Raw genomic sequence first — 23,279 nt, 5'->3', positions numbered from 1 at the left:
CTCCTCTTGTTTACTTCAGATTGGCGACCACTTCGGCCACCACATCCTTGATTGGCTTGTCCGACCCGCGCTCGATCACCTCAAGCCATGTGCCTTCAATGACGTCCACGAGGCTGGCGTTGGTGTCTGGCGCGATGTTGGCGTCAAACTCTGCCTGCGTCACACCGTAGTGCGGCGGGGCGGCTTCATTGATGATGGCTTGATCCGCTTCTGTAAGCTTCCAGGTATCCAGCCCAGCCGGCATGCCTGCCTGTTTCATCATGGCAGCTTGAGAGGCAACGGAAGAGAAGTAGTTGATTGCGACCAAGGCCGCAGCCGAGTTCGGACTGTTAAGCGGAATGGCAAGATAGCTCTTGTTCTTGATCATGTTGCCCGCTGGGAAAATCATTTCCTCCGCTGTTTCCGGGTAAGTGCCGGTAATCAAACCCGCATAGACACCATAAAGACCGAACTTGCAGTTGAAGTGCACCTCGGAGTTCAGGAACAGATTGTCCAGCTCGGAGGGGCCCTCTGGATAGCGTGGGTTGCCCTGCGGCCCACCCAAAAGGAGTGGTTCGATTTCCTTCAGGTATGCGAAGCCCGGCTCGATCAGCGTTGCAAGCTTGTCTGCACCAAGCTCCTCAAGCGAGAGCTGGAACGGCTCGGCACCCGTGCCCTCCGGATTGTGCGCATAAAGCACGGACTGCACAAATGTGTTGCCCAGATAATGCGGCGGCTTCACATAGGCGAACTTGCCCGGGTTCTGTTCCAGATACGCCTTCAGATCTTCGAAGGTGGCAGGGGTTTCCTCTTGAGATACATGAGCGCGGTCGACGGCACAGACATACTGCTCGCCGGACCATGGCATCTCCATGCGGTCAGTCGCCGTGCCAAAATCGCTGAGGTTGAGCTGCGCGCGCGGGTCAGCGTTGTCCCATTCGAAGTTCACGGAGTTTGGAAGCTTGTCTGCAAAGCTGCCCCAAAGCGCACCTTGTTGCTTGAGCGTGAAGAAATTCTCGCCGTTGACCCATAGCATGTCCACGGAGCCCTCTCCCTCGCCTTTGCCAGAAGCAAGCTGAGCAAGGATCACGTCAACAGTATCCTTGGTGGCGGTGATGCGCACCGGATTGAGGGTGACGCCTTCTTCGGCCAGAGCAGGCTTGGCTACCTGATCAATCCAGAGATTGATGATATCGCTGCCACCCCAGTAGTAGAAGTTTACGGTGCCTTCGTCCTGCGCCCGCTTTGTCACCTCGCTCCAGTCCATCGAGCCGGAGAGAAACTGAGACCGGAACTCGGCGTCATCCATTGCGTGCGCGGTCGTGGTGCCCAGCAGCGCGGTCAGAAGCACGGCGCTCCATCCGATTTTCTTCAAGTTCTTCATTGATACTCCCCATGATTGTTGTCTGAAGGTGTCCCAAGCACCCTTACCTAGACAAAACTCCAATGTGATCCCGATGAATTTGCAAATTGACGGGTTGCCCCACTTCCAGAACCCTGGTGGAGGGCTGGTCCATGACAAGACGGTGAGCGCCAACTTGTACGGCGCAGCGTGTTACAGCCCCCAAGAATTCGACGGTCTCTACGGTGCCGGACAGCCTGTTGATCTGGCATTGCGCCGAAGAGTGGTCTGAAGGTTCGGCCAGTTCAATGGCTTCATAGCGCACCATGGCTCTGCTCCGCCCGGCTGCAGCTCCATTTGTGCTGGCGTCCAGAGGGCCGAATGGCGTTTCAATCTTTTCTTCCGCGAGCACTGTGCATTCAAAGATATTCGAATGCCCCATGAAGCGCGCGACGCGCTCCGATTTCGGGTGATGGTAAACCTGTTGCGGCGTTCCAAGCTGGGCCAGCTCGCCGTCAAACATCACGGCGATCCGGTCTGCCAAATCCATGGCCTCCACTTGATCATGGGTCACCAGCACCGTGGTCATGCCCAAGTCGCGCTGCAGCTGCTTTAAAAAGCTGCGCATCTCGGTACGCAAGGACGTGTCCAAGCTGGCAAAGGGCTCATCCAAAAGGAGCACCTTGGGACAAGTGACCAACGTACGCGCAATGGCCACACGCTGCATTTGTCCGCCCGAAAGTTGGGAGGGAAAACGGTCCGCATACTCTGAAAGCTGCACGGCCTCCAGCATGTGGTGTACTTGCTCCTTGATCTTTGAGGCGGGGACACCGCGCACCGACAAGCCAAAGGCAACATTGTCGTAAACACGCATGTGCGGGAACAAGTTGAAGCGCTGCGACACCAGCCCCACGTGGCGGTGCTGCACCGGGACGCTGGTCATGTCTTCCCCATCGAACAGGATGGCGCCTGCGCTCGGCGTTTCCAGGCCGCCAATCATGCGCAAGGTGGTGGTCTTGCCACAACCAGAGGGGCCGAGGAGCACAATGAACTCTGCCGCTTTAATGGAGAGGTTCACGGCGCGAACGGCAACTTGATCGGAAAATTCCTTGGAAAGGTCGGTGAGCCGTAGCTGCGTCACACGCACCTCCCGAGCCCTGAGATCTGTCGTTCAAACTGGCGACACGCGAACACCTGCACCGATCCTCTTTGCACCCCGTTTCATGGCAAAACCCCTATGGGTGCCCAGACTATTTTAGAGTGCTTCAATGGGTACAGTAAAACCAGTGTGATTAAAAGGTGAAGAGCGCCAAATGGTTGACGCTCTTCACCTAATCCGTGCATCACTAGGTATTATCCATCAAGCCCGGGAAGGCCAACAGCCATGCGGCCTTCATTGGTCTTCAACGAAAAGTCGCTGCCGAGATACTCATCACCGCCCGGCCCCATGAGGAAGGCAATTGTCTTGGCCACCCACTCCGCTGGAATGTGGACCGAGAAGTCGAGCTTGCTTACCGGATTGATGCCGGAGGACTTGATGGCCACCTGCATTTCCGTTGCAACAGTTCCCGGCGACAGACCCACGACGCGGATGCCCTTGTCGCCCAATTCCTTGTGACCAGAGCGGGTCAGCATGAGCGCGCCTGCCTTGGTTGTGCAGTATTGGCTCCAACCATCTAGTGGCGCATAGGCTGCCCCTGAGCTGATATTGATGATTGTGCCTCCGCCGACTTTCAGCATTTCTGGGGCCGCTGCGCGCATGCCGTAGTAAACACCCTTGATGTTGATATCGACAACCTTTGCCCACTCTTCCGGATCACTTTCAATGAGAGGTGCAATCGGCTCAATGACGCCCGCATTGTTCACCAGAACATCGACACCGCCGAAGGTGTCTACCGTGTGCTTAACGAGCGCAGCAACGGCGGTGTAGGAGCTGACATCGCATGGAAATGCAGAGGCTTCGCCCCCAGCTGCCACGATTTCTTCCGCAATTTTCTTGATCGCTTCACCACCGCGCGCGGCCAGCACGACCTTTGCGCCCTGCTCCGCCAAAAGGCGGGCCGCTGCTTCACCAATTCCCCGGCTGGCGCCAGTAATGATAACGCGCTTGCCTTCAACTGCACTCATTTCACACTCCGTTGTTCATCCTGCGAGACAATGCCAACACGGCCTAGTTGTAGTACTTAGACAAACCGTGCGCCGCTTTCGAGGTTTTATTTCATGCGCAGACCGCTAAAAACCTCTAGTCTTGCATTACATTCCTGCGTAGTTTGCACGAATGGACCTTGATGCTTTGAAGATCGCTGCGCTTGTCGCAACACATGGCAGTTTTGCGCGCGTTGCTCGACTGAGGAATGTAGACCCATCCTCCATCTCTCGCAGTGTGGCGGGTATTGAGGAACAGCTTGGTTTGCGCTTGTTTCAACGCTCCACCCGTCGCCTGACCCCCACGGAAGAAGGGGCGCGCTACCTGGAACGCATCGGGCCCTTGCTGGATGAGATGGAGCTGGCCCACGAGGAGGCGGCGGCATTCCGACAAAATCCGACGGGAACATTGCGTCTTACAGCGAGCATTGCGTTTGGGAGCGAATGTATTGTGCCGTTGCTACACAAGCTGCAGGCGCAACTGCCCAATCTGATCGTTGAACTGCAATTATCCGACAGCAATCTGGACTTGGTAGAGAACGGGATTGACCTTGCAATCCGTCTTACGCCTGCTCCAGAGGGGGAGCTGATCAGCACCAGATTGCGCACAACCCATTATTATATTTGTGTTTCTCCAGATTTCCTGAAAACCAGCCCTCCCCTTGCGACCCCAGAGGATCTCAATGAGGCCAATTGCTTGAGATATGCGTTGCCACGCGTACCGCATGTTTGGCGCTTTAGAGGTAAGGATGGCAATTTGAGGGAAATTTCCGTCGATGGAAAACTGCTCATTTCAAGCCCTCTGGCCGTACGTGAAGCAGCGCGACATGGGTTGGGGCCAGCTCTGCTCGCTGACTGGTTGGTCGACGGCGATTTGAAATCCGGAAGTCTGGTGCGTCTTTTTGAAGACCATGAAGTAACGGCGACGGAGTTCGATACAGCGGCCTACGCACTCTATCCTAGCCGCTCCTACCTGCCCGCCAAGACGCGGGCTGTTCTGGATTTCCTGAAGGCTCACCTCTGAGACAGGCTAACTGGTACTATAATTTATGTTGAATTGGATATTTTAGAGATCCACATTTTCGCTAGGCTGCCAGCATCAACCTTACTCAGCAGGATAGCAGAATGCAGCTGAACGAACATGGCCAACCCATTGGCCCGCACTTGCCTGACTGGAAAGGCACCCAAAAGCCAGAGGCCAGTACACTTGAAGGGCCCTGTGTCATCCTGAACCGCTTGGACCCCGCTCTGCACGGTGACGATCTTTTTGCCGCGCTTTGCGCAAAAGGCAGCGAGGCCAACTGGACGTACCTTGCCATCGGCCCCTTTGACGGACGGGAGGCGTTTGATCGCTGGCTCGCAGCAGCAACCCGGGATCAAAACGCGCTGTTTTATGCGATCCTTGATCGCCGTAGCGGGGCAGCCGTGGGCGTTGCAAGCTATCTGCGCATAGATCCAGCCCACGGCTCCATTGAGGTTGGGAACCTGCACTTTTCCAGCCAACTCCAGCGAACGGCGCTGGCGACGGAAGCCATGTACCTGATGATGCGGCACGTTTTTGAAGATCTCAAGTACCGGCGATATGAATGGAAGTGCCACGCTCTCAACGAGAAGTCTCGCGCCGCTGCAGAACGCCTTGGCTTCACATTCGAGGGCATTTTCCGGCAAGACAGGGTGGTGAAGGGATGCAATCGCGACACGGCATGGTTCTCCATACTGGATGGAGAATGGCCGCACATCAAAGCCGGATTGGAGATATGGCTTCGCGAGGAGAACTTTGACGCCGATGGCCGCCAGATCAATCCTTTGCGACTTGCTCGGTAAATGGAAAGCTTTGCGCCCCCTCGTACAGGCGAACGAACGAGGGAGCGCTGGCTATGAAAGGCCCTCTTAGTCGGTCAGAGCCTTTTCATCCTCATCAAGGAACTCAAAGAGCACGTCTACAATGAGTTGGTGATCTTGTTCCTGTGGCAGACCGGAAACCGTGATTGATCCAACTACCCCTACATCACGAATGATCAAAGGGAAACTGCCACCATGGGATGCAAAATCTTTTGGATCGACGCCAGAGCCGTCGTACATGCTCTTTCCCTTGGCCTTATAATAGTTGCCAAGGTACCAGGTGCTGTGATGATAACGGTCCACTGAGTTCTTCTTGCGCCGCACCCATTCCAGATTGTCACCACGCGCGCCAGACATGACAAATGAGAACAGGGTCAAGCCGTTCATCGTGATATCGATTGCCACACTCGCCCCGCGTTCTTCCGCAGCGGCTTTAAGGGCACAGCCCAGATCCCAAGCCCGATCATGAGAAAACCAGGTGAACTGAAGTCGGCTTTCCTGTTCAAGCAGGGTGTGCAGAAGTTCTGACATGTCGAGCCTCGATAGACTATAGAAATACGGTTCTGTTTGAGGCGCTGCTTTCGTAGGCAGCCTCGATGATCTTGATGGTGGCTATGGCTTGTCTTGGCTTCACAGGCACCGGGGCATCGCTGCGAATTGCCGCAGCCATTTCCAGATAGAACTGTTCATAGCCGCCACGCTCCGTTGGCACGGAGACTGTTTTGCCTTCAGAATCAGTGAACTCTCCCCACCGAGCTTGCGGGTCTTCGCCCCACCCGTTCGAGCCCGGACCTTTAAGCTCCCGCAACAAGTCTTCTTGCGTGTCCATGCCGTATTTGATGAAGGCCCCTTTGGTGCCAAACACCTGAAAGCGCGGGCCCTCGGCGGTGCTGAGGTTATTGCCGTGGACGATTACATCACAGGCCTCGTAGGCAAGGCAGATGTGAAAGTGATCAACGGCCTGAGCACCCGGACGCTGCTTGCGCAGCTTGGCCGTAACCGCTTGCGGCACGCCAAAGAGGGATACAGCCTGATCGATCAAATGAGATCCAAGATCATAAAGAATGCCAGCGCCTGGTATGTCCTGCTCGCGCCAACGCACCTTCACCTCTGGGCGAAACCGGTTGTAGCTTGAAAACAAGGTATGGACGGTGCCCAGCTGACCCTCATTCATCAACCTCTTGATGGTGAGGTAGTCCCCATCAAAACGGCGGCTGTGATAGATGCTAAGCTTCTGGCCCAACTCCTGCGCCAGAGCCGCAATGCGTTCGCCCTCTGCACTTTCAATGGTGAACGGCTTTTCCACCACCACATGCTTGCCTGCGCGCAAGGCCTTTTCTGCAAACGGGCCATGGAGTTCATTCGGGGTTGCGATGACCACCAGCTCCTCATCGCCCTTTTCAAGCAGCTCCTCAAGGGAAGCGTAGACAGCCGCATCCGGCAGCTGGCCCTTTACCTTCGCCGGGTTGCTGGAGACGACGCTTGTCAGTTCAAACTCTTTCAGGGCCTCGATAATCGGTGCCTGAAATGACTGCCCGGAAATACCAAAGCCCACTAGTGCTGTCTTTATCGCGGTCATAGCTTTCCCTGCTGCTCCCAAAAAGAAAAGCGGCAACCCGGCGCGGAGGAGCCGGGCTGCCAGGGAGGAATGGTGCCCTGTGGGAGGTGCAGGGTCACCATCAGAGTGTCGCGGTCAGGAAAGTTCCAATTCTTTCTTCAAGGTTGCTTCCACGTCGGCGACAGATCCCGCGTTCATGAGCTTTTTGCGGAACTCTTCCTGCATGATCCGGCGGGCCAGCTTTGAGAAGATCTTCATGTGCTGGTCACCGGCGGCATGCTTGTTCAGCGTCAACATGATGATGAACTGAGCTTCCTCATCACCCCACTGGATTGGCTGTGCCAGACGGGAAACGCTGATCGCTGACTGTTCGATATGTTCAGACTTGGTATGCGGGATCGCGAAACCGAAGCCAAGGCCAGTTGAGAACACATCCTCGCGCGCCCACAAATCATCTGCCAGCTTGTCGCGGTATCGGCAGCGTCCAGCGAGGAAGAGGTTATCAGATAGCGTCTTGATAACCTCTTCCTTGGAGCGCAGGTCGACATCCAGCGTGATGCACTCTTGGGAGACGAGAGGCGCATCAGACTGTTCCATGCGGAACTGGGCGAGAAGATGTTCCACCTCCAGGGAGGTCCGGCATTCCATGGCCTTGTTGAGCAGGATGCGGCATTCGCGACTGTCGAGCTTGGAGACACGCTCTTTGGTGGCCGGAATGCTGGGAGCACTCATGCTGATTTCATCAAGACCCATGCCGATGAGCAGAGGCAGAACAGAGCCTTTCGCACCAAGTTCACCGCAGAGGCCAACCCACTTGCCGTGGCGGTGGACGGAACTGACGATGTGATCAAGGGTACGCAAGAACGCAGGGTTCAAGCTGTTGTAGTGCTTGGTCACCTTTGCATTATCCCGGTCAACGGCCATCAGGTACTGAGTGAGGTCGTTGCTACCGATGCTGAAAAAATCCACTTCTTCGCAGCACTGATCGATGATGAAGGCCACGGATGGGACTTCGACCATGATGCCCAACGGAATTTTCTCGTCGAACGGAATGTGTTCTTTGCGAAGATCCTGACGAATTTCTGCCAGAACGTCCTTGACCCAAAGGATTTCTTCCAAGGAAGAGATCATCGGGATCATGATCTTCAAGGAACCATGAGCAGAAGCGCGGAGGATCGAGCGCAGCTGTTCCTTAAACAAGTCGCTGAACTCTTCGTAGATACGAACGGCACGGTAACCGAGGAACGGGTTGTTTTCCGCAGGGATCTTCAGATAGTCGACGGGCTTATCGCCACCAATGTCGATGGTTCGGATGATGATGGACTTGCCTTCCGCCGCTTCGATAGCCTGACAGTAGATGTTGTAGAGCTCATCTTCATCCGGGGCGGACGTGCGGTCCATATACAGCATCTCGGTTCGGAACAGACCGATGGCTTCCGCGCCGTTCTTGAAGGCCGGGAAGGCTTCGATGGAATGTGCGATGTTTGCCGCCAATTCCACCGGCTTGCCATCTGCCGTCATACCCTTCTGATCTCTAAACGCGGCCTGACGGTCTTTTACGGCGTCCTGAACACGCTGCTCCTGCTCGTAATAGCGCGCTACCGGCTCAGTGATGTCGGTGACGACCAGGCCGAGATCACCATCGACAAGAACCTGCGCGCCGAGTTTGTCGCCGAGCTCGGCTTCATCGACACCAACCAGAGTTGGGATCGCAAAAGAGCGCGCCAAAATGACGGTGTGTGACGTGCTGCCGCCGCGGGTCAGGATCAGCCCCTTCAGCAGGCTTTTGTCCAGCTCAAGAAATTGGCTTGGGGTCAGATCGTCCGCCACACAAACCGTTGGCCCTTTGAGCGTCAGCTGATTGGAGAACTTTTCTTCGCCATAGATCGCCTGAAGCAACTGGAAGCATACATCGCGAATATCCAGCTCACGCTCGCGCATGTAAGCGCTGGCGGAGTTTTGAAGCTGCGCGCTGTAGTGCTTTGCCGTTGCAATGACTGCCTCAGCTGCGCTTGCGCCATCCGTCAGATTGCCATCGAGGGTGGCCTTGAACTCCACATCCCGTACAATAGCCAGGTGGGCCTTGACCACATCGGCCTCGGTTGCCGCCGCACTTGCCAACTGAACTTTGAAGGTGCGCGCGAGCGCTTCAAAACCAACTTGAAGCTGGGCTTCCTCCTCCTTGGCTGACTTGGCTGCGGGCAAATCGGTCAGGCTGTCGAAGTTGACCGCACCTACGCGAACCAGCACACCTTGTCCGAAACCGCCACTTACAGCGCGCCCCCGAACATGTTCTGCCTGCAAGTTGGAAAAGTTGCGCGGCAACGGCAGGAACTCGCCCGCGTCTTCGCCGCCGGTCTCCAGAGGCGCGTCGCAATGCTCGAACTCGGTATCAATGAATTGCTTGACCTTTTCATAGGCCTCGCCCTCGTCAGCGCCCTCGATGGAGATGGTGCAGCTGTCTTTGTAAAGGGTGTCGGTGCCAATCAAGGAGAGGACACTCTTGGCGTTGCCAGTGATACCGGTGCGCTCGTTGGTCCACTTTATTTCAGAGGTGAAGTTGTTGCACAGCGTCTCTACGTGGTTTGCCGGGCGGGCATGGACGCCATTTGGCAACTCGCAAGTAAAGGTGAAGGTTTTCATTTTGTGTCCCTCAGAATCAATAGGGTAGCTCTGGGTCAAGCTGTTAAACGAACTGTAGCGAGGAACAGCGCGCAGCTCCATTGGACAAAACTTCGTTTTACTGGACAAACGTTAGAATACCACACCTCATTCACCTTCATCAGAAATACTACATATATCAGATATGTTTCCGAGGGCAAAATCGCACATCAACAATATCCATATTATTTATGATTATTTATCAGATACTTAAAACGATAAATGTAATATATACATTTTCACATAGGGTCTTTTTCGTATATTTCTCCGCAGCATATATCTAACATTTATCCAGTAAATAGTGTTTTTGTCCTCTACTTGGATAGCACAAAATTTCTCATACTGACGACGATTTCCAAAGGCCTCATCGAGGTCGGGCCCATTGGAAGCATCCGATCGTTATTCGTTCTTATTCTCTGGGGAGGATTATCAGATGAATGATCTTATCTTGATCCTGAAAAATACAAGGCAACACCTGATGACAGGTGTGTCATACATGATTCCATTCGTGGTAGCAGGCGGCATTCTGCTTGCAGCATCTGTCATGCTGTACGGTGAAGGTGCTGTTCCTGCTGAAGGGACATGGCTTCATGACCTGTTCTTTATTGGTGTTGCCGGCTTTCAGCTGATGGTGCCAATCTTGGCGGCTTACATCGGCTATTCAATTGCCGACCGCTCGGCCCTTGCTCCGGCCGCAATCGCTGCCTTCATTGGCGCGAACATGTACAACACCGGCTTCTTCGGCGCGATCTTCGCCGGTCTGCTCGCTGGTATCATTGTGCACTATCTCAAGAAGATCAAAGTGCCAGCGTTTGCGCGCTCCATCATGCCGATCTTCGTCATCCCAATCGTGGGCACTTTCATCACGGCTGGCGTCATGGTGTGGGGTATCGGTGAGCCCATCGGCATGGCCACGGCATCCTTGACCGAATTCCTCCGCGGCATGCAGGATTCCAGCATCGTGGTTCTTGCAATCGTGATGGGCCTGATGCTCGCTTTCGACATGGGCGGACCGGTCAACAAGGTGGCCTATGCCTTCGTGATCATGTGCGTGGGTGAAGGCATCTACAACGTTGCTGGTATCAGCGCCGTGTCTGTGGCTGTACCTTCTATTGGCATGGGCCTTGCCACGTTCATCAACAAGAAGCTCTATGAACCTACTGAGCAGGAAGCTGGCCGCGCCTCCTTCCTGATGGGCACCGTGGGCATCACCGAAGGCGCTATTCCTTTCGCCGCAGCGGACCCACTCCGCGTTCTGCCATCCATTATGATTGGTACTGCATGCGGTGCTGTAACCGCAGCTCTGCTGGGCGTCGAGTGTTTCGCAGCCTGGGGCGGCCTGATCGTGCTCCCTGTTGTTGATGGTCGCTTCGGCTTCATTGTTGCCCTGGCTGTTGGCGCTGTCGTCACCGCCCTGATGGTGAACACCCTCAAGGCAATGCGCAAGGAAGCACCGTCGAAAAAGGAAGCCGAGGACGATAGCGAACTCGACATCTCCTTCGGCTGATTTAGCAGCGCACAGACCCAAACACGACATTTAAAAACAAAAGGCGAAAATCATGACCAACGTTGTAGCAGTAACTGCATGCCCATCTGGCGTAGCCCACACCTACATGGCCGCTGAAGCAATCGAACAAGCTGCAAAGGCAAAGGGCTGGGGGTGTAAAGTTGAAACCCAGGGCTCTATTGGCACCGAAAACGAACTGACCGCTGAAGACGTATCAGCAGCAGATGTTGTCATCCTCACCAAGGACATCGACATCAAAGGTCAAGAGCGCTTTGAAGGTAAGCTGACTGTCCGCATCGGTGTAAGCGATGCAGTAAAACGCGCTGCTGCGGTGATGGACAAGATCGAAGCCCACATCAACCAGGCTGCCTGATCCCAAGACGGCCCGCAGGGAGCTACGGCTCCCTGCTTCCCCCGAAAAATACTCAAAAAATTTCCCGAACGCGAAGCCACCACGGAGCTTTTGATGAGCACTCCAAGAATTGAACGCCTAAAGGCAGACCTCTTCAAAGACAAGCGCGAGATTTCTCTTGAACGCGCCCTGCTCTACACAGAAAGCCACAAACAGACTGAAGGCCAACACACGCTCGTGCGCCGGGCTCTCGCGACCGCACATATTCTCGACAATGTAGAAATCTCCATCCGCAGTGACGAGCTGATCGCGGGCAATCGCACCGTGAAGCCGCGCGCGGGTATCATGTCCCCCGAGATGGATCCTTACTGGCTCGACAAGGAACTGGATATCTTTGATACCCGCCCCCAAGACCAGTTCCACATCAGCGAGGAAGACAAGAAGATCTACCGTGAAGAGCTGCTGCCCTATTGGACCAAGCGCTCCATGAAGGACTTCATCAACAGCCAGTTTCCTGAGGAGATCAAGGCCGCGACTGCGCAAAAGATCTTCAGCGTGAACCAAACCGACAAAGGGCAAGGGCACATCATCATCGACTTTGAACGTCTTCTGGGCAATGGCTTGGGGGCGTTGCTGGACGAGTTGAAAGAACACAGCGTCAAGAACCCTGACAATGCCTTCTTTTCGGCAGTCGTGACCCTACTCGAAGCCTCTATCCGTCACATTCGTCGTTATGAAACGCTGGCGCGCGAAATGGCAAACACCTGCGGCGACGACGTGCGTGCGAAGGAGCTGTTACAGATCGCAGCGCTCTCCGCGAAGATCGCAACAGAAAAGCCTGAGGACTTTTTCGAGGCCATTCAGCTGTTCTGGTACATGAATGTGATCTTGCAATACGAATCCAACGCAAGCTCTCTGTCTCTGGGCCGCTTTGACCAATACATGCTGCCCTTCTACCGCGCATCTGTTGCAAAAGGTGAGAGCCCCGAGGCATTGAAGGAGTATCTTGAAAGCCTCTGGGTAAAGACCAACGATGTTGTGCTGCTGCGCTCAACAGGCAGTGCGAAATTCTTCGCCGGGTTCCCGACGGGTTATACCATTCTACTCGGCGGTTTGACCGCCAATGGTCGAAGCGCGGTGAACGAGCTGTCCACGCTTTGCCTCGACGCCTATCAGAGCATTCGCCTGCCCCAGCCAAACCTTGGCGTTCGGGTGAACGAGTTGATCGATCGCGAGTTCCTGCGCAAGACCGCAGAGACCGTGCGCATGGGTACGGGCATTCCGCAAATCTTCAATGACGAAGTGGTCGTTCCTGCCTTTTTGAACCGAGGTGTCTCGCTGGAAGATGCGCGGGACTACTCTGTCGTCGGCTGCGTGGAGCTTTCAATCCCCGGCAAGACCTACGGCCTGCACGACATTGCCATGTTCAATCTGCTGAAGGTGATGGAACTTGTGCTGGATCGCAACAAGGACAACACCGAGGTTACTTTCGATCAGCTGCTGAGCGAAATTCGCCAGGACATTCGCCACTATGTGAAGCTGATGGCGGAAGGTTCCAACATCTGTGACATCGGACACCGGGACTGGGCCCCCGTGCCATTGCTGTCCTCCTTCATCAGCGACTGCATCGACAACGGCAAGGACATCACCTACGGCGGTGCACGCTACAACTTCTCGGGTGTTCAGGGCATCGGCATTGCCAACCTTTCAGACTCACTTGCATCGCTGAAGGCATTCGTGTTCGACGAAAAGCGTGCCACCTTCAAGGAGTTCATCGAAGTTCTGGAAAGCAATTTCGAGGGAGAAAAGGGCGAGCAGATCCGCGCCCGCCTGATGAACCGCTACGACAAGTACGGAAACGACATTGACGGTGTCGATACATACGGCTCGGACATCCTGCGCTTCTACTGCAAGGAAGTGGAGCAATATACGAACCCGCGCGGTGGTATTTTCACCCCCGGCTCGTACACCGTGTCAGCCCACGTACCGCTGGGCGCCGTGGTTGGCGCAACGCCAGACGGGCGCCACAGCGGTGATCAGCTGGCCGACGGCGGCTTGTCGCCAATGGTGGGCAAGGACCAAAAAGGCCCAACAGCGGTTCTGAAGTCCGTCAGCAAGCTCGACAACTACCTTCTGTCGAACGGCAGCTTGCTGAACGTGAAGTTCACGCCCTCCACACTGGAAGGCGAGCAGGGCCTGAACAAGCTTGCCGACTTCCTGCGAGCGTTCATGAAGCTGAAGCTGCAGCATATCCAGTTCAACGTACTCAATGCGGACACTCTCAGGGAAGCGCAGCAGCGCCCGGAGGACTTTGCAGGCCTTGTGGTGCGCGTGGCAGGCTACAGCGCCTTCTTCGTCGAGCTCTCCAAGGAAATCCAAGATGACATCATTCGCAGAACGGCCCATGAGCTCTAAGCCAAATGACTGTCTGGAGGGCGGCGGCGATGGTGCTGCCCCTTCCACGGGACGGGTGTTTAACATCCAGCGTTATTCGCTGAATGATGGCGAAGGCATTCGCACGGTTGTTTTCCTCAAGGGGTGCCCGCTGAGCTGCCCCTGGTGCTCCAACCCGGAATCCAGATCGTCCAAGCCGCAAGTCATACGTCGGGAGACCAAGTGCATTCATTGCGAAGTGTGTTCTTGGGATGTTGCTGAATGCCCCAGCGGCGCTTTGGAGCTGGTGGGCACCGACATGACGATGGACGAGCTGCTGAAGGAAATTGAAAAGGATGACGTGTTCTACCGCTCGTCTGGCGGCGGCGTCACCCTGTCTGGCGGCGAAGTTCTGACACAGGCCCGCTTTGCCATAGAGCTTCTCAAGCGCTTGAAGCGCCTTGGCTACAACACGGCAATTGAAACGACGGGCCATGGGAATACAGCCCTGTTGATGGAGATGAGCAAGTACTGCGATGAGGTTCTTTATGACTTCAAGATCATGGACCCGGAAACGGCAAAGAAGACGACTGGCATCAATCTCCAGCGCTCTCTCGATAACTTCCGCGGCCTGATTGCGCAGGGAACCCATGTCGTGCCACGCATTCCGCTTATTCCGGGATACACGATGCATGCTGAAAACATTCAGGCCATTCTCGATTACCTGAGTGAATTTGATTTGAAAGAGGTCCACCTGCTGCCGTTCCACCAGTTCGGAGCCAACAAGTACGAGACCTTTGAGATGGAATACGAGCTCAAGGATGTGCCGGTTCCGACAGACAATGAAGTAGAGGCCATAAAGGCGCTGGTTGAAGCGCGTGGCTACAAAGTAAACGTTGGTGGGTGACCATGAAAAAGAAAATCTTGATTACAGGCGCAAACGGCTTTTTTGGAACCCGTTTCATCAAGAAGTATCAGGAGCAGTTCGATATCACCGCGACCGATGTTGAGCAGCTGGACATCACAAACGCAGACATGGTGGACGCCATGTTCAGCTCCGTGAAGCCTGACTACGTAATCCATGCCGCTGCAATTGCCGTGACCGACTTTTGCAACAAACATCCTGAGATCGCATGGAAAGTGAACGTTGAAGGTGCCATGAACGTTGCCAAGGCGTGTAAGGCGGTTGGCGCGAAGCTGGTTTTCATCAGCACTGAGCAGGTGTTCAACGGCAACGAAGAAGCTGGCCCTTATACAGAAGAGCACGAGCCAGTGCCGGACACTGTTTACGGCCAAAACAAGCTGGAGGCCGAAGGCAAGCTCAGGGAAATCCTCGATGAAATGTGGATCCTGCGTTTCACTTGGCTGTTTGGTCTCCCTGAGCGCCAGACCAGCATCAACCCGAATGTTCTATGGAATGCAATGCAGGCCCTGATCAACGGCACAAAGATGGCGGAGCGTCCCAACGAATTCCGCGGCCTGACCTATGCGCATGAACTGATCGACCAGTTCCCGAAAATCTTCGAGATCCCTTATGGCACCTACCATACCGGGGCTCACAACCCCGCCAGCCGCCATGAGATTGCGGAGCATATCCTGCACGAGCTAGGGCAGGAAAAACGGCTTGCAGAGCTGCTTGAAGCAGCGCCCGCACCAAAGACCCGCGATGTGCGCCTGGACACATCCAAACTTGCAGCCCATGGCATCCGCTTCACTGAAAGCAAGGCTGCCTTGACAAAATGCCTGAGAGAATTCGGCTACTAAGAGACTAAATGAGGCTCCCATGATTTACATGCTCGACACTGCAGACATCGAAGCGATCAAGAAGGCCGTTGACCTCTACCCGCTTGCTGGTGTGACCACAAACCCTTCAATCATCGCGAAGGCCAACCGTCCTTTTGCTGATATCATCCGCGACATTCGGGCGGCCATCGGCCCCGACCGCATGCTGCACGCACAAGTGATGGGCAAGACCGCTGAAGTCATGATTGAGGAAGCGCAGGCCATGCGTGAACTCGACACGGACATTATCATCAAGGTCCCGGTAACCCCGCAGGGTATCAAAGCCATGAAGGCGTTGAAGGAACGGGGCATTCGCATCACCGCAACCGCAATTTTGACCCCTCAGCAGGCGTTGATGGCGGCTGTCGCAGGTGCTGAGTTCCTGGCACCTTACGTAAACCGCCTCGACAACATTTGTGCGGATGGGACGCAAGTGGCCGCAGAGATCGCACATCTGATCGATGTTTATCAGCTGGACGCCAAGGTGCTGGCTGCATCGTTTAAAAATGTTCAGCAAGTGCACGAAATTGCCAAGGCTGGCGCGCAGTCCGTCACAATCGCTCCGGACGTTTTTGATCAGCTTCTGGTACACCCCCTTACAGATTCCGGCGTTGCTGGATTTGTAAGTGATTGGGAGGGCGTCTACGGGGAAGGCACAACAGTACTTGACGTCATCTAAATCAGAGTTGCGCCGGTTTGATTTAGCGCATATTACAGAGGCCCTACGAGATGATATCTCTAGGGTTTCTGTGGTGTGTGGGCGCAACTATGAGAATTGTCGGTGTTACAGCTTGTTTGAGTGGCGTAGCTCATACTTACATGGCTGCTGAACTCCTTGAAAAAAAAGCTAAAAAAGCCGGTCACTCGATCACCGTTGAGACCCAGGGTGCGCTTGGCTCAGAAAACACGCTGACAGCGGGCGTGATTGCAGACGCTGAGGCCGTTGTGATTGTCGCCGATATCAACATCGAAGGCTACGAGCGCTTCGAAAACGCGCGTGTGCTGCGCTCAACAATCAGTGCTTTTTTGAAAGACCCAAGCCATGTGCTTGATGCGCTGGAGAAGCTGCGGATCGCGCCTCCCGGCACCAAAATCAGCCTGTAGCTTCTGCATTCATCCGGCTGCGGTACTGCGTTCTGTATTCTGAAGGTGAGCGTGCGGTTTGAGCCCGAAAGATCCGGCAGAAATAGTTGCTGTCTGCGAACCCACAGCGGTGGGCCACCTCCTTCACCTTCATGTCGTATTCTTTGAGCAAGTATTTGGCCCGCTCCAGGCGAATATGGTTCAGATACTCATTGAACTTGACCTTGCCCTCCTTGGCAAAAAGCTGAGACAGGTAGTTCGATGAAATGTAGAAGTGTTTAGCAACAGACTCCCGTGTGAGCTGCTCATGGTAGTGCTGCTCGAGATAGCCGCGAACCGCTTCAAACAGAGCCTTGCTCTTTGACGGTATTTCAGGCGCCTTGTGTGTGAGCTCGCTGATGTGGCTCAGCAACGAAGCCACCAGCAACCGTGCGGTCTGCTGATCCTCAACATGCCAGCTCAGTTCTTCAAGCGCTTGCACAACAAACGTGCCGGTTCTTGGCCCTCGGCGCATGATGTTGTGCTTCAGTGCCGCATCAAAACTCTCACCATTCCACTTCAAGATGCTGAGACCGAAACTTTGTTTTCCGATCAAGATACTCAACGTTTCCACGGGCTGCGTGAGGATTGGCTTGTTCCAACTCTCCGCGGGAATGTACAGCGCGCTTCCGCGCGTCATCAAATGTTGGGTGTCGTCGCCGGTCGTGTTGCCCACCTCCATGAGCAACTGCCCGTCCAACACCATTTCAAGCCGCGGAAAGTGAACCTGATAGGCAAGCGGGGGCGGGGCAGGAAGATTGCCCGCATAAAAAACGCGTCTGATGCTGTGCGGCTCTTGCGCATAGCCCTCAAAGCGCTCAGTCAGGTTGGCATCACCAGAGGATAGCTCTGTTCGCACCATTGGTCCCCACTCACTCTAATATCTTAGAGATGTTCTAGCAGAGACGCAGCCTCAGATGAAAGCGGGCTGAATGCGTATCTTCTGATTGCACCAGAAGTTAATCAGGTCGATGCCCGTCCAACATCGACCTGACTCTGATGACATGAAGTCAGCGCGGCACCGCATCTTCGGCGTATTGTGAAAGAAACGCGTCACTCGGTGGGATCGGCTTGATCACATCTAACAGAACACCATTGGGGTCTTGGGTGATGAAATGGCGCTGACCGAATGCCTCATCGCGCAGGCTGCGGAGAATCGGGAGGCCTGCGGCCTGCAACCGATCATGCACGGCATCAACATCCTCCACTTCAAAGTTTAACAGCAGGCCAGAGGCTTTACCCCGCCCCTCTTCTGGAATGGTTTCGTGGCTGCCGTCGAGGATTGCCAAATTCACCTTGTCATCCTCTTTTGATTGCAGGTGGACATACCAATCAGCCTCAAACTTTCTTTCAAAGCCAAAATGAGCGCAATAGAACTGCGCTGTCTCTGAAACATGGTCGGTCATGATGACCGGATAGTATTGGGTGCATCGCATGATTGCCCTCCTTCGACAAACAACATACAGTGTGTATGTATTTTCGAATTAACATACAGGCTGTATGTATGCAAGAAAAAGTTACGCAGCGTCGCAGTAACAAGGCGCGCTCGCAAGACACCACCCGCAAGCTGCTGGATGCGGCCCGCTCTCTGTTTGTCAAAAAGGGATATGCAGAGACAGGCACCCCGGAGATCGTAAAGGCGGCAGAGGTCACCCGCGGCGCGCTTTATCATCACTATACGGACAAGGCGGATCTCTTCCGTGCCGTTGTTACCCATGAGGCCGAGGCGATTGCCAACGAGATCAACGCCACCGCCCTTGAGGCAACGGACCCGATAGACGGGCTGATTTCCGGGGCGCGTGGTTATTTTACCGCGATGCAGGTACCCGGCCGGGCCCGTTTGATGCTGGTGGACGGTCCTGCTGTGCTTGGCGCCGATGGCATGAGCGAGATTGATCGCAAAGCGGGCGGTGAAAGCCTTAAGGAAGGCCTGTCGGCTGCAGCTGCAATGGCGAACAAGACAGATCTTCCGCTTGATGAGCTTTCCGTGGTGCTGTCCGCCGGATTTGATCGGGCGGCGCTGGAAATCACACAAGGGGGCGATGCCAACCGTTTTATAAGCTCCCTTGAGGTGCTGCTGCGCGGTTTAATGCGGTGAGTTGCCTCTTCCCTGCTGGTGAGGGCTTTTCCTCGGTGCAACCAAGTCCCACCTTATCAACCATGGAAACGGGCAATGCGCTTGCCCAAGGCCAATTCGCCAACACCAAGTCAGCACTGCCTCAATCAGCAATGTTCATTTGATAGCCGCCAATGTTCATATGAGTGTCACCTATTGCAGATAGGCGTAGCACTGCACAAATACCCCGTTTGGCCCCTGCTGCGCAGCCTTGCAGCCTGACCTTCGAGCCGCACATGACCAACGTCGACCAGACAAAAATATATGCCCACCGTGGCGCTCCGTGCCTTCTGCCAGAAAACACACTGGAAGGGTTCGCCTACTCCTTGGAGCTTGGCGTTGATGGCATCGAGCTAGACGTGCTCTTGACCAAAGACAATGTGCCGGTTGTTACGCACAATCACACCTTGTTGCCGGATACGACGCGCGATGCCAACGGCAAGTGGCTGAGCGAGGAAGGCCCATTGGTGCGCGACCTCACGCTAGCGGAGCTGCGCCAGTTCGACATGGGGGCAATCCGCCCCGGCACGAAGTATGCCGCCAAGTTCCCGAACCAAAAACAGCTCTCTGGCGTTCCCGTTCCAACACTGGATGAGTTTTTGGCACTGGTGCGTGACAGCGGCAAACCTGTTGAGCTTCTGGTGGAACTCAAACACCGGCCAGAAGACGACGCCCTCACCAAGCCGGCCGAGTTTGCCGATTTGGTTGGCAAGGCAATCAAGGCCAAGGGCCTTCAGAAGCAAAGCTTCATGCATTCCTTCCATTGGGGGCTGTTGGATGCAGCCCATAAGGCGCACCCAGAAATCCGCGGTTCCTACCTGACGGCCCTGCCGAAGAACGGCGACGCCGGAACGCTTTATGAGGGGTCACCATGGCTGCCCCCCATTGGCTTTGACGGGCGAACCACCCACCTGCTGCAGCAGCTTAAAGCTGTTGGCGCGGCTGTTTGGAGCCCGTATCACGCCAACCTGACGACCGAGGCGCGGCTGGCGGCTCAAGCGCTTGGGCTTGGAGTTATCATCTGGACAGCGACAACGCCGGAGGATATCTCCCGAGACCTGCAAAGCGGCGTTGACGGCATGATTACCGACGATCCAGCCACAGCTTTGACCCTTCGCGAACGCCTGAAAAACCTAGAAAGTTAGAAGAATGAAGCCGGAAACCGCGTTCGAACGTTATGAAGAAATCCGCAGCCGCCTGCCGAACGCAACTGGATCTGGAAGCGCAACGCCCATCAATGGCCTCCAAGAGTTGATGGATCACATCGATCTGTTTGTGTTTGACGCTTTTGGCGTGCTGAACGTGGGCAGCACGGCGATTTCCGGGGCGCGCGAACGCATTGATCAATTGCGCCGGGTTGGCAAGCACGTCATCGTTCTCACCAATGCCGCAAGCCATCCACTGCAAGGAGCCGTTCAGAAATTCGAGCGCCTCGGCTTTGACTTTTCAAAGGACGAGATCATCTCGAGCAGGCTGGTTTGCGAGAGCCATCTTGAACAAGCAGAAGGTATCGGCCTTTGGGGCGTGATCGCACCGGACGGGTTTGCCAGCAGCGAGCTTTCCCTGCCAAACATCCACCTTAAATCCGAGCGCTCGGACTATGACCGGGTGGATGGCTTCTTGTTTTTGAGTGCAGACAACTGGGGAACAAAAGACCAACAGAGGCTGCATGAAAGCCTGCGCAAATCCCCTCGCCCGCTGGTGGTGGCCAACCCCGATCTGGTGGCACCCCGAGAAACGGGCCTCAGTCTGGAGCCCGGCTTCTTTGGCCATGCCCTTCAAGATGCTTTCGACATTCCAACACGTTACTACGGCAAGCCGTTTGCCAATGTGTTTGAAGCCGTGGAAAGCCGTTTTCCGACAGTGGAGCGCAGCCGCATTGCGATGATGGGCGACACGCTGCACACCGACGTTCTTGGCGCCAAGGCCAAGGGCTGGAAGGCCGTTTTGGTAACCGGTCATGGCCTTTATGCCGGGCTGGACATCCACGCCCTCATGGAAAAAAGCGGCATCTGGCCGGATTGGATGACCCACTCCATCTGATGGTCCGCCAGAAACAGACAGCCTGATTGCCGATCGCTTGGCACAGGCTGCTTTTTCGGGGGAACTACACCTAACGGCTATCTTCGGCATTCTTCTCAGCTCGTGTTAGCATCTGCAGCATAGTATTTTGCGCAGTCGCACACAAATCTACCGCGCCGCACCATTCCTCGTGGAAGGCGGCGATAGCTGGAGTTGAGCATGCCCGCAGTATTGACGTTGAACTCAGGTTCCAGCTCCATCAAGTTTGCCGTGTATGTGCCAGGCAGCGGCGGGCTTGATGAAATCGCCAGCGGGCAGGTTGATGCGCTCGGCCCTGCAGCAAAACTCATTTTAAAGACCCGGGATGAAAAGACCTCCACCGAGATTGGTGAGGCAGACCATGTGGCGGGCCTGCGTGCCGTGCTGAATGCCCTGAGGCCGGTTCTGGGCGAAACACATATTGCCGGCGTCGGGCACCGGATCGTGCATGGCGGCACGAAGTATGCGGAGCCCATTCGGCTTGATGAAACCCTGCTGGAAGAGCTGGACGAGCTGTCTCACCTTGCTCCTCTGCACCAGCCGCCGAACCTCACCGGCGTGCGTGCGGCCATGACAGCGTTTCCCGATGCCATTCAAGTGGGCTGCTTTGATACGGGCTTTCACCGCGGGCACCCATTTGAAAACGACACCTACGCCCTGCCCAAACGTTTTTATGAGGAAGGCATCCGGCGCTATGGCTTTCATGGTCTGAGCTACGACTATGTGAGCGGCTATGTGGAAGAGCACCACCCAGACCTGAAAGACGCACGCATCATAATCGCCCACCTCGGCAACGGCTGCTCCATGTGCTGCGTGAAGGGCCGCGCCCCCATTGCCTCCACACTCGGGTTCTCCTCCATGGACGGCCTGCCCATGGGAACGCGCTGTGGCCAGCTCGATCCCGGCGTCGTTTTTCATCTGATGGCGCAAGGCATGACGGCCGATGAAGTCCACATGCTCTTGATCAAGGAAGCGGGGCTTAAGGGCATGTCCGGCATTTCAAACGACATGCGAGAGCTGCTCGCCTCTGACAGCCCGGATGCAGCCAACGCGCTGTCCTATTACGTTTCGCGCATCCGCCGGGAAATCGGCTCTCTGACGGCAGCCAATGGCGGGCTCGACGCGCTCGTTTTCACCGGCGGCATTGGCGAGAACGCATGGCAAATTCGCGAGCGTGTTTGCGAGGGAATGGCGTTCTTTGGCATTGCCATCGACCCGGCAGCCAACGAGGCAAACCGCGAAATCATCAGCACGGGCCGCACCAAGGTTCTTGTGGTCAACACCAACGAGCAACTCGTAATTGCGCGCGCAATCGTCAACCTGCTTTGAGTGAAAAGGCGCACTGCTGCTGACGCCCGCAACTCGCGCCATTCCTCGGGCGAGAGGCCAAATGCCGCCTAAAACCGACGAGTTATGGTGGATGACGTCCACAAACCTTCAGGACAATGTGGCCTGTCTGCCCTGCAGGGTGAACCGCTCATACGGGCAGTTATTGAGAGCATTTCTATGGCCCAACGCACCAAGGCATCTTCATCCTGCACGTCGAAGCGTTGCTTCCAACACTCGGTCAGTACAATCAATTTTTGACAAAGGCACGCTATAACATTCTATAGAGCTTTGATTGGTTGCTCCCCGCGCCACACCAGATAGCCTGCGATGATTGGAGGCAGAAAGGCCATTCCGTACAACAATCGGCTGGATAATGGCGGAGAGTGAGGGATTCGAACCCTCGGAACGCTTGCGCGCTCAACGGTTTTCGAGACCGCCCCGTTCGACCACTCCGGCAACTCTCCGCGCGAAGGTACGGGCCTTCAGAATGGCGGGACCATATAGAAGCGCATTTGCTTCGACAAGACCTCGGGACCGTCTTGTCGCAGGTAAACCACAGGCTGGTGAGCGGGCTTTCCATCTGGCAGGCATTCCATGGCGGCAAAGCTTTAAACCGCTCTAAACTCACGCCTTATTCGCCAAGCGCTGCCATTGGGTTATCAAGGGCAGCTGCTCGGGGTAATGGCGGCCCCTTCCCCAGCTCATATTCCCGCCCATCAGGGTTTCGGCATCTTGCCGTGCTCTTAACAAGGGCGCATCTTTTTGACGGCTCATTTGTCGTGTGGCCGGGCGAGGCGTTTACTCCCTCTTTTTGTGCGTTGGGTCACTTTTTCTGGTTTTTTCGCCAAATCCCTTCAAAAACTCAAGAAAACCCTGTTATTTCGCGTTGACTTTCAGCCTCGCATCCGTATATTGCGCCTGCTCTAAATAGGTGGGCTTGCCCACTATTCCGCGCTGTCCGAGGCCAGACGTCGCCACCGCCTTTCAGCAGATTTGCTGGAGTTTGCGGTCGATCTCCTCACGAACTGGATGGTTCCCTGAGCTGAAAAAGTGGAATCAGTCGCCAAAGTCCGCATTCGTGCGGCGCCACAGGGCGCGCTAAATTTTAAA

21 protein-coding genes and 1 tRNA gene are annotated in these 23,279 nt (G+C 55.4%); 13 read left to right on the top strand and 9 right to left on the bottom strand.

All coding sequences use genetic code 11. From position 1 onward, the window contains the following. Positions 1-10: 10 nt before the first annotated feature. The 3 genes from Q3Y58_RS01345 to Q3Y58_RS01335 all read right to left on the bottom strand — a co-directional run bounded on the left by Q3Y58_RS01345 (position 11) and on the right by Q3Y58_RS01335 (position 3,448). Complete coding sequence (locus Q3Y58_RS01345) at positions 11-1,363, bottom strand: ABC transporter substrate-binding protein (protein ID WP_319620678.1); 1,353 nt, start codon at positions 1,361-1,363, stop codon at positions 11-13. 43 nt (positions 1,364-1,406) lie between these two features. Then, on the bottom strand, positions 1,407-2,462 hold the full coding sequence (locus Q3Y58_RS01340) for an ABC transporter ATP-binding protein (RefSeq protein ID WP_319620677.1): 1,056 nt from the start codon (positions 2,460-2,462) through the stop codon (positions 1,407-1,409). A gap of 212 nt (positions 2,463-2,674) precedes the next feature. Further along, entirely contained in the window at positions 2,675-3,448 is a 774-nt protein-coding gene (locus tag Q3Y58_RS01335) for an SDR family oxidoreductase (RefSeq protein ID WP_319620676.1), read from the bottom strand. A gap of 151 nt (positions 3,449-3,599) precedes the next feature. Here Q3Y58_RS01335 and Q3Y58_RS01330 point away from each other — a divergent pair, with 151 nt between their 5' ends. Both Q3Y58_RS01330 and Q3Y58_RS01325 read left to right on the top strand, forming a co-directional pair. Beyond that, a complete protein-coding gene (locus tag Q3Y58_RS01330) occupies positions 3,600-4,490 on the top strand; it encodes a LysR family transcriptional regulator (protein WP_319620675.1) in 891 nt (296 codons plus the stop codon). A 101-nt stretch (positions 4,491-4,591) separates the two neighbouring features. Then, entirely contained in the window at positions 4,592-5,290 is a 699-nt protein-coding gene (locus tag Q3Y58_RS01325; protein ID WP_319620673.1) for a GNAT family N-acetyltransferase, read from the top strand. A 66-nt stretch (positions 5,291-5,356) separates the two neighbouring features. Here Q3Y58_RS01325 and Q3Y58_RS01320 read toward each other — a convergent pair whose 3' ends face one another. The 3 genes from Q3Y58_RS01320 to ptsP all read right to left on the bottom strand — a co-directional run bounded on the left by Q3Y58_RS01320 (position 5,357) and on the right by ptsP (position 9,509). Next, positions 5,357-5,839, bottom strand: a complete 483-nt coding sequence (locus Q3Y58_RS01320; protein ID WP_319620672.1) for a heme-degrading domain-containing protein — start codon at positions 5,837-5,839, stop codon at positions 5,357-5,359. Between the two features lie 16 nt (positions 5,840-5,855). Next, positions 5,856-6,887 carry an oxidoreductase gene (locus Q3Y58_RS01315; protein ID WP_319620671.1) on the bottom strand — a complete coding sequence of 344 codons (1,032 nt, stop codon included), beginning with the start codon at positions 6,885-6,887 and terminating at the stop codon, positions 5,856-5,858. 114 nt (positions 6,888-7,001) lie between these two features. Then, the gene (gene ptsP, locus Q3Y58_RS01310; protein ID WP_319620670.1) at positions 7,002-9,509 is read right to left on the bottom strand and encodes a phosphoenolpyruvate--protein phosphotransferase; all 2,508 of its coding nucleotides are present in this window, start codon (positions 9,507-9,509) and stop codon (positions 7,002-7,004) included. A gap of 451 nt (positions 9,510-9,960) precedes the next feature. Between ptsP and Q3Y58_RS01305 the strand changes: the two genes are divergently transcribed. From Q3Y58_RS01305 to Q3Y58_RS01275, 7 genes are all read left to right on the top strand, one after another. Next, positions 9,961-11,034, top strand: a complete 1,074-nt coding sequence (locus Q3Y58_RS01305; RefSeq protein ID WP_319620669.1) for a PTS fructose transporter subunit EIIC — start codon at positions 9,961-9,963, stop codon at positions 11,032-11,034. 52 nt (positions 11,035-11,086) lie between these two features. Further along, positions 11,087-11,407: a PTS fructose-like transporter subunit IIB gene (locus Q3Y58_RS01300; RefSeq protein WP_319620668.1), complete on the top strand. Its 321-nt coding sequence runs from the start codon at positions 11,087-11,089 to the stop codon at positions 11,405-11,407. Positions 11,408-11,500: 93 nt separating this feature from the next. Further along, a complete protein-coding gene (locus Q3Y58_RS01295; protein WP_319620667.1) occupies positions 11,501-13,801 on the top strand; it encodes a formate C-acetyltransferase in 2,301 nt (766 codons plus the stop codon). After that, complete coding sequence (locus Q3Y58_RS01290) at positions 13,767-14,666, top strand: [formate-C-acetyltransferase]-activating enzyme (protein ID WP_319620666.1); 900 nt, start codon at positions 13,767-13,769, stop codon at positions 14,664-14,666. The genes Q3Y58_RS01295 and Q3Y58_RS01290 overlap by 35 nt, the downstream gene beginning before the upstream one ends. Before the next feature lie 2 nt (positions 14,667-14,668). Then, on the top strand, positions 14,669-15,523 hold the full coding sequence (locus tag Q3Y58_RS01285) for an SDR family oxidoreductase (protein ID WP_319620665.1): 855 nt from the start codon (positions 14,669-14,671) through the stop codon (positions 15,521-15,523). A 19-nt stretch (positions 15,524-15,542) separates the two neighbouring features. Next, positions 15,543-16,220 carry a fructose-6-phosphate aldolase gene (locus Q3Y58_RS01280; RefSeq protein ID WP_319620664.1) on the top strand — a complete coding sequence of 226 codons (678 nt, stop codon included), beginning with the start codon at positions 15,543-15,545 and terminating at the stop codon, positions 16,218-16,220. Positions 16,221-16,309: 89 nt separating this feature from the next. Beyond that, a complete protein-coding gene (locus tag Q3Y58_RS01275) occupies positions 16,310-16,645 on the top strand; it encodes a PTS fructose transporter subunit IIB (RefSeq protein ID WP_274217978.1) in 336 nt (111 codons plus the stop codon). On the opposite strand, the gene Q3Y58_RS01270 is transcribed toward Q3Y58_RS01275, so the two are convergent. Further along, entirely contained in the window at positions 16,635-17,525 is an 891-nt protein-coding gene (locus Q3Y58_RS01270) for an AraC family transcriptional regulator (protein WP_319620663.1), read from the bottom strand. The genes Q3Y58_RS01275 and Q3Y58_RS01270 overlap by 11 nt on opposite strands. Positions 17,526-17,673: 148 nt before the next feature. Continuing rightward, positions 17,674-18,099 (bottom strand): VOC family protein, encoded by a 426-nt coding sequence (locus tag Q3Y58_RS01265; protein WP_319620662.1) that lies wholly within the window; start codon positions 18,097-18,099, stop codon positions 17,674-17,676. Between the two features lie 68 nt (positions 18,100-18,167). Here Q3Y58_RS01265 and Q3Y58_RS01260 point away from each other — a divergent pair, with 68 nt between their 5' ends. The 4 genes from Q3Y58_RS01260 to Q3Y58_RS01245 all read left to right on the top strand — a co-directional run bounded on the left by Q3Y58_RS01260 (position 18,168) and on the right by Q3Y58_RS01245 (position 22,169). Continuing rightward, positions 18,168-18,761 (top strand): TetR/AcrR family transcriptional regulator, encoded by a 594-nt coding sequence (locus Q3Y58_RS01260; protein WP_319620661.1) that lies wholly within the window; start codon positions 18,168-18,170, stop codon positions 18,759-18,761. Positions 18,762-19,015: 254 nt separating this feature from the next. Next, positions 19,016-19,924, top strand: coding sequence for a glycerophosphodiester phosphodiesterase family protein (locus tag Q3Y58_RS01255; RefSeq protein ID WP_319620659.1), 909 nt, complete (start codon positions 19,016-19,018; stop codon positions 19,922-19,924). Between the two features lie 4 nt (positions 19,925-19,928). Then, positions 19,929-20,822: an HAD-IIA family hydrolase gene (locus Q3Y58_RS01250; RefSeq protein WP_319620658.1), complete on the top strand. Its 894-nt coding sequence runs from the start codon at positions 19,929-19,931 to the stop codon at positions 20,820-20,822. A gap of 198 nt (positions 20,823-21,020) precedes the next feature. Beyond that, positions 21,021-22,169 carry an acetate/propionate family kinase gene (locus Q3Y58_RS01245; RefSeq protein ID WP_319620657.1) on the top strand — a complete coding sequence of 383 codons (1,149 nt, stop codon included), beginning with the start codon at positions 21,021-21,023 and terminating at the stop codon, positions 22,167-22,169. A gap of 374 nt (positions 22,170-22,543) precedes the next feature. Here Q3Y58_RS01245 and Q3Y58_RS01240 read toward each other — a convergent pair. Next, positions 22,544-22,633 (bottom strand) — tRNA-Ser (locus Q3Y58_RS01240). Between the last annotated feature and the right edge of the window lie 646 nt (positions 22,634-23,279).

Origin of the sequence: Nesiotobacter zosterae (assembly GCF_033843645.1) — a bacterium.
Classification (GTDB): Bacteria; Pseudomonadota; Alphaproteobacteria; order Rhizobiales; family Stappiaceae; genus Pseudovibrio; species Pseudovibrio zosterae.
The sequence above is the reverse complement of the archived record's forward strand: the minus strand, read 5'-3'. Positions and strand labels throughout refer to the sequence as shown.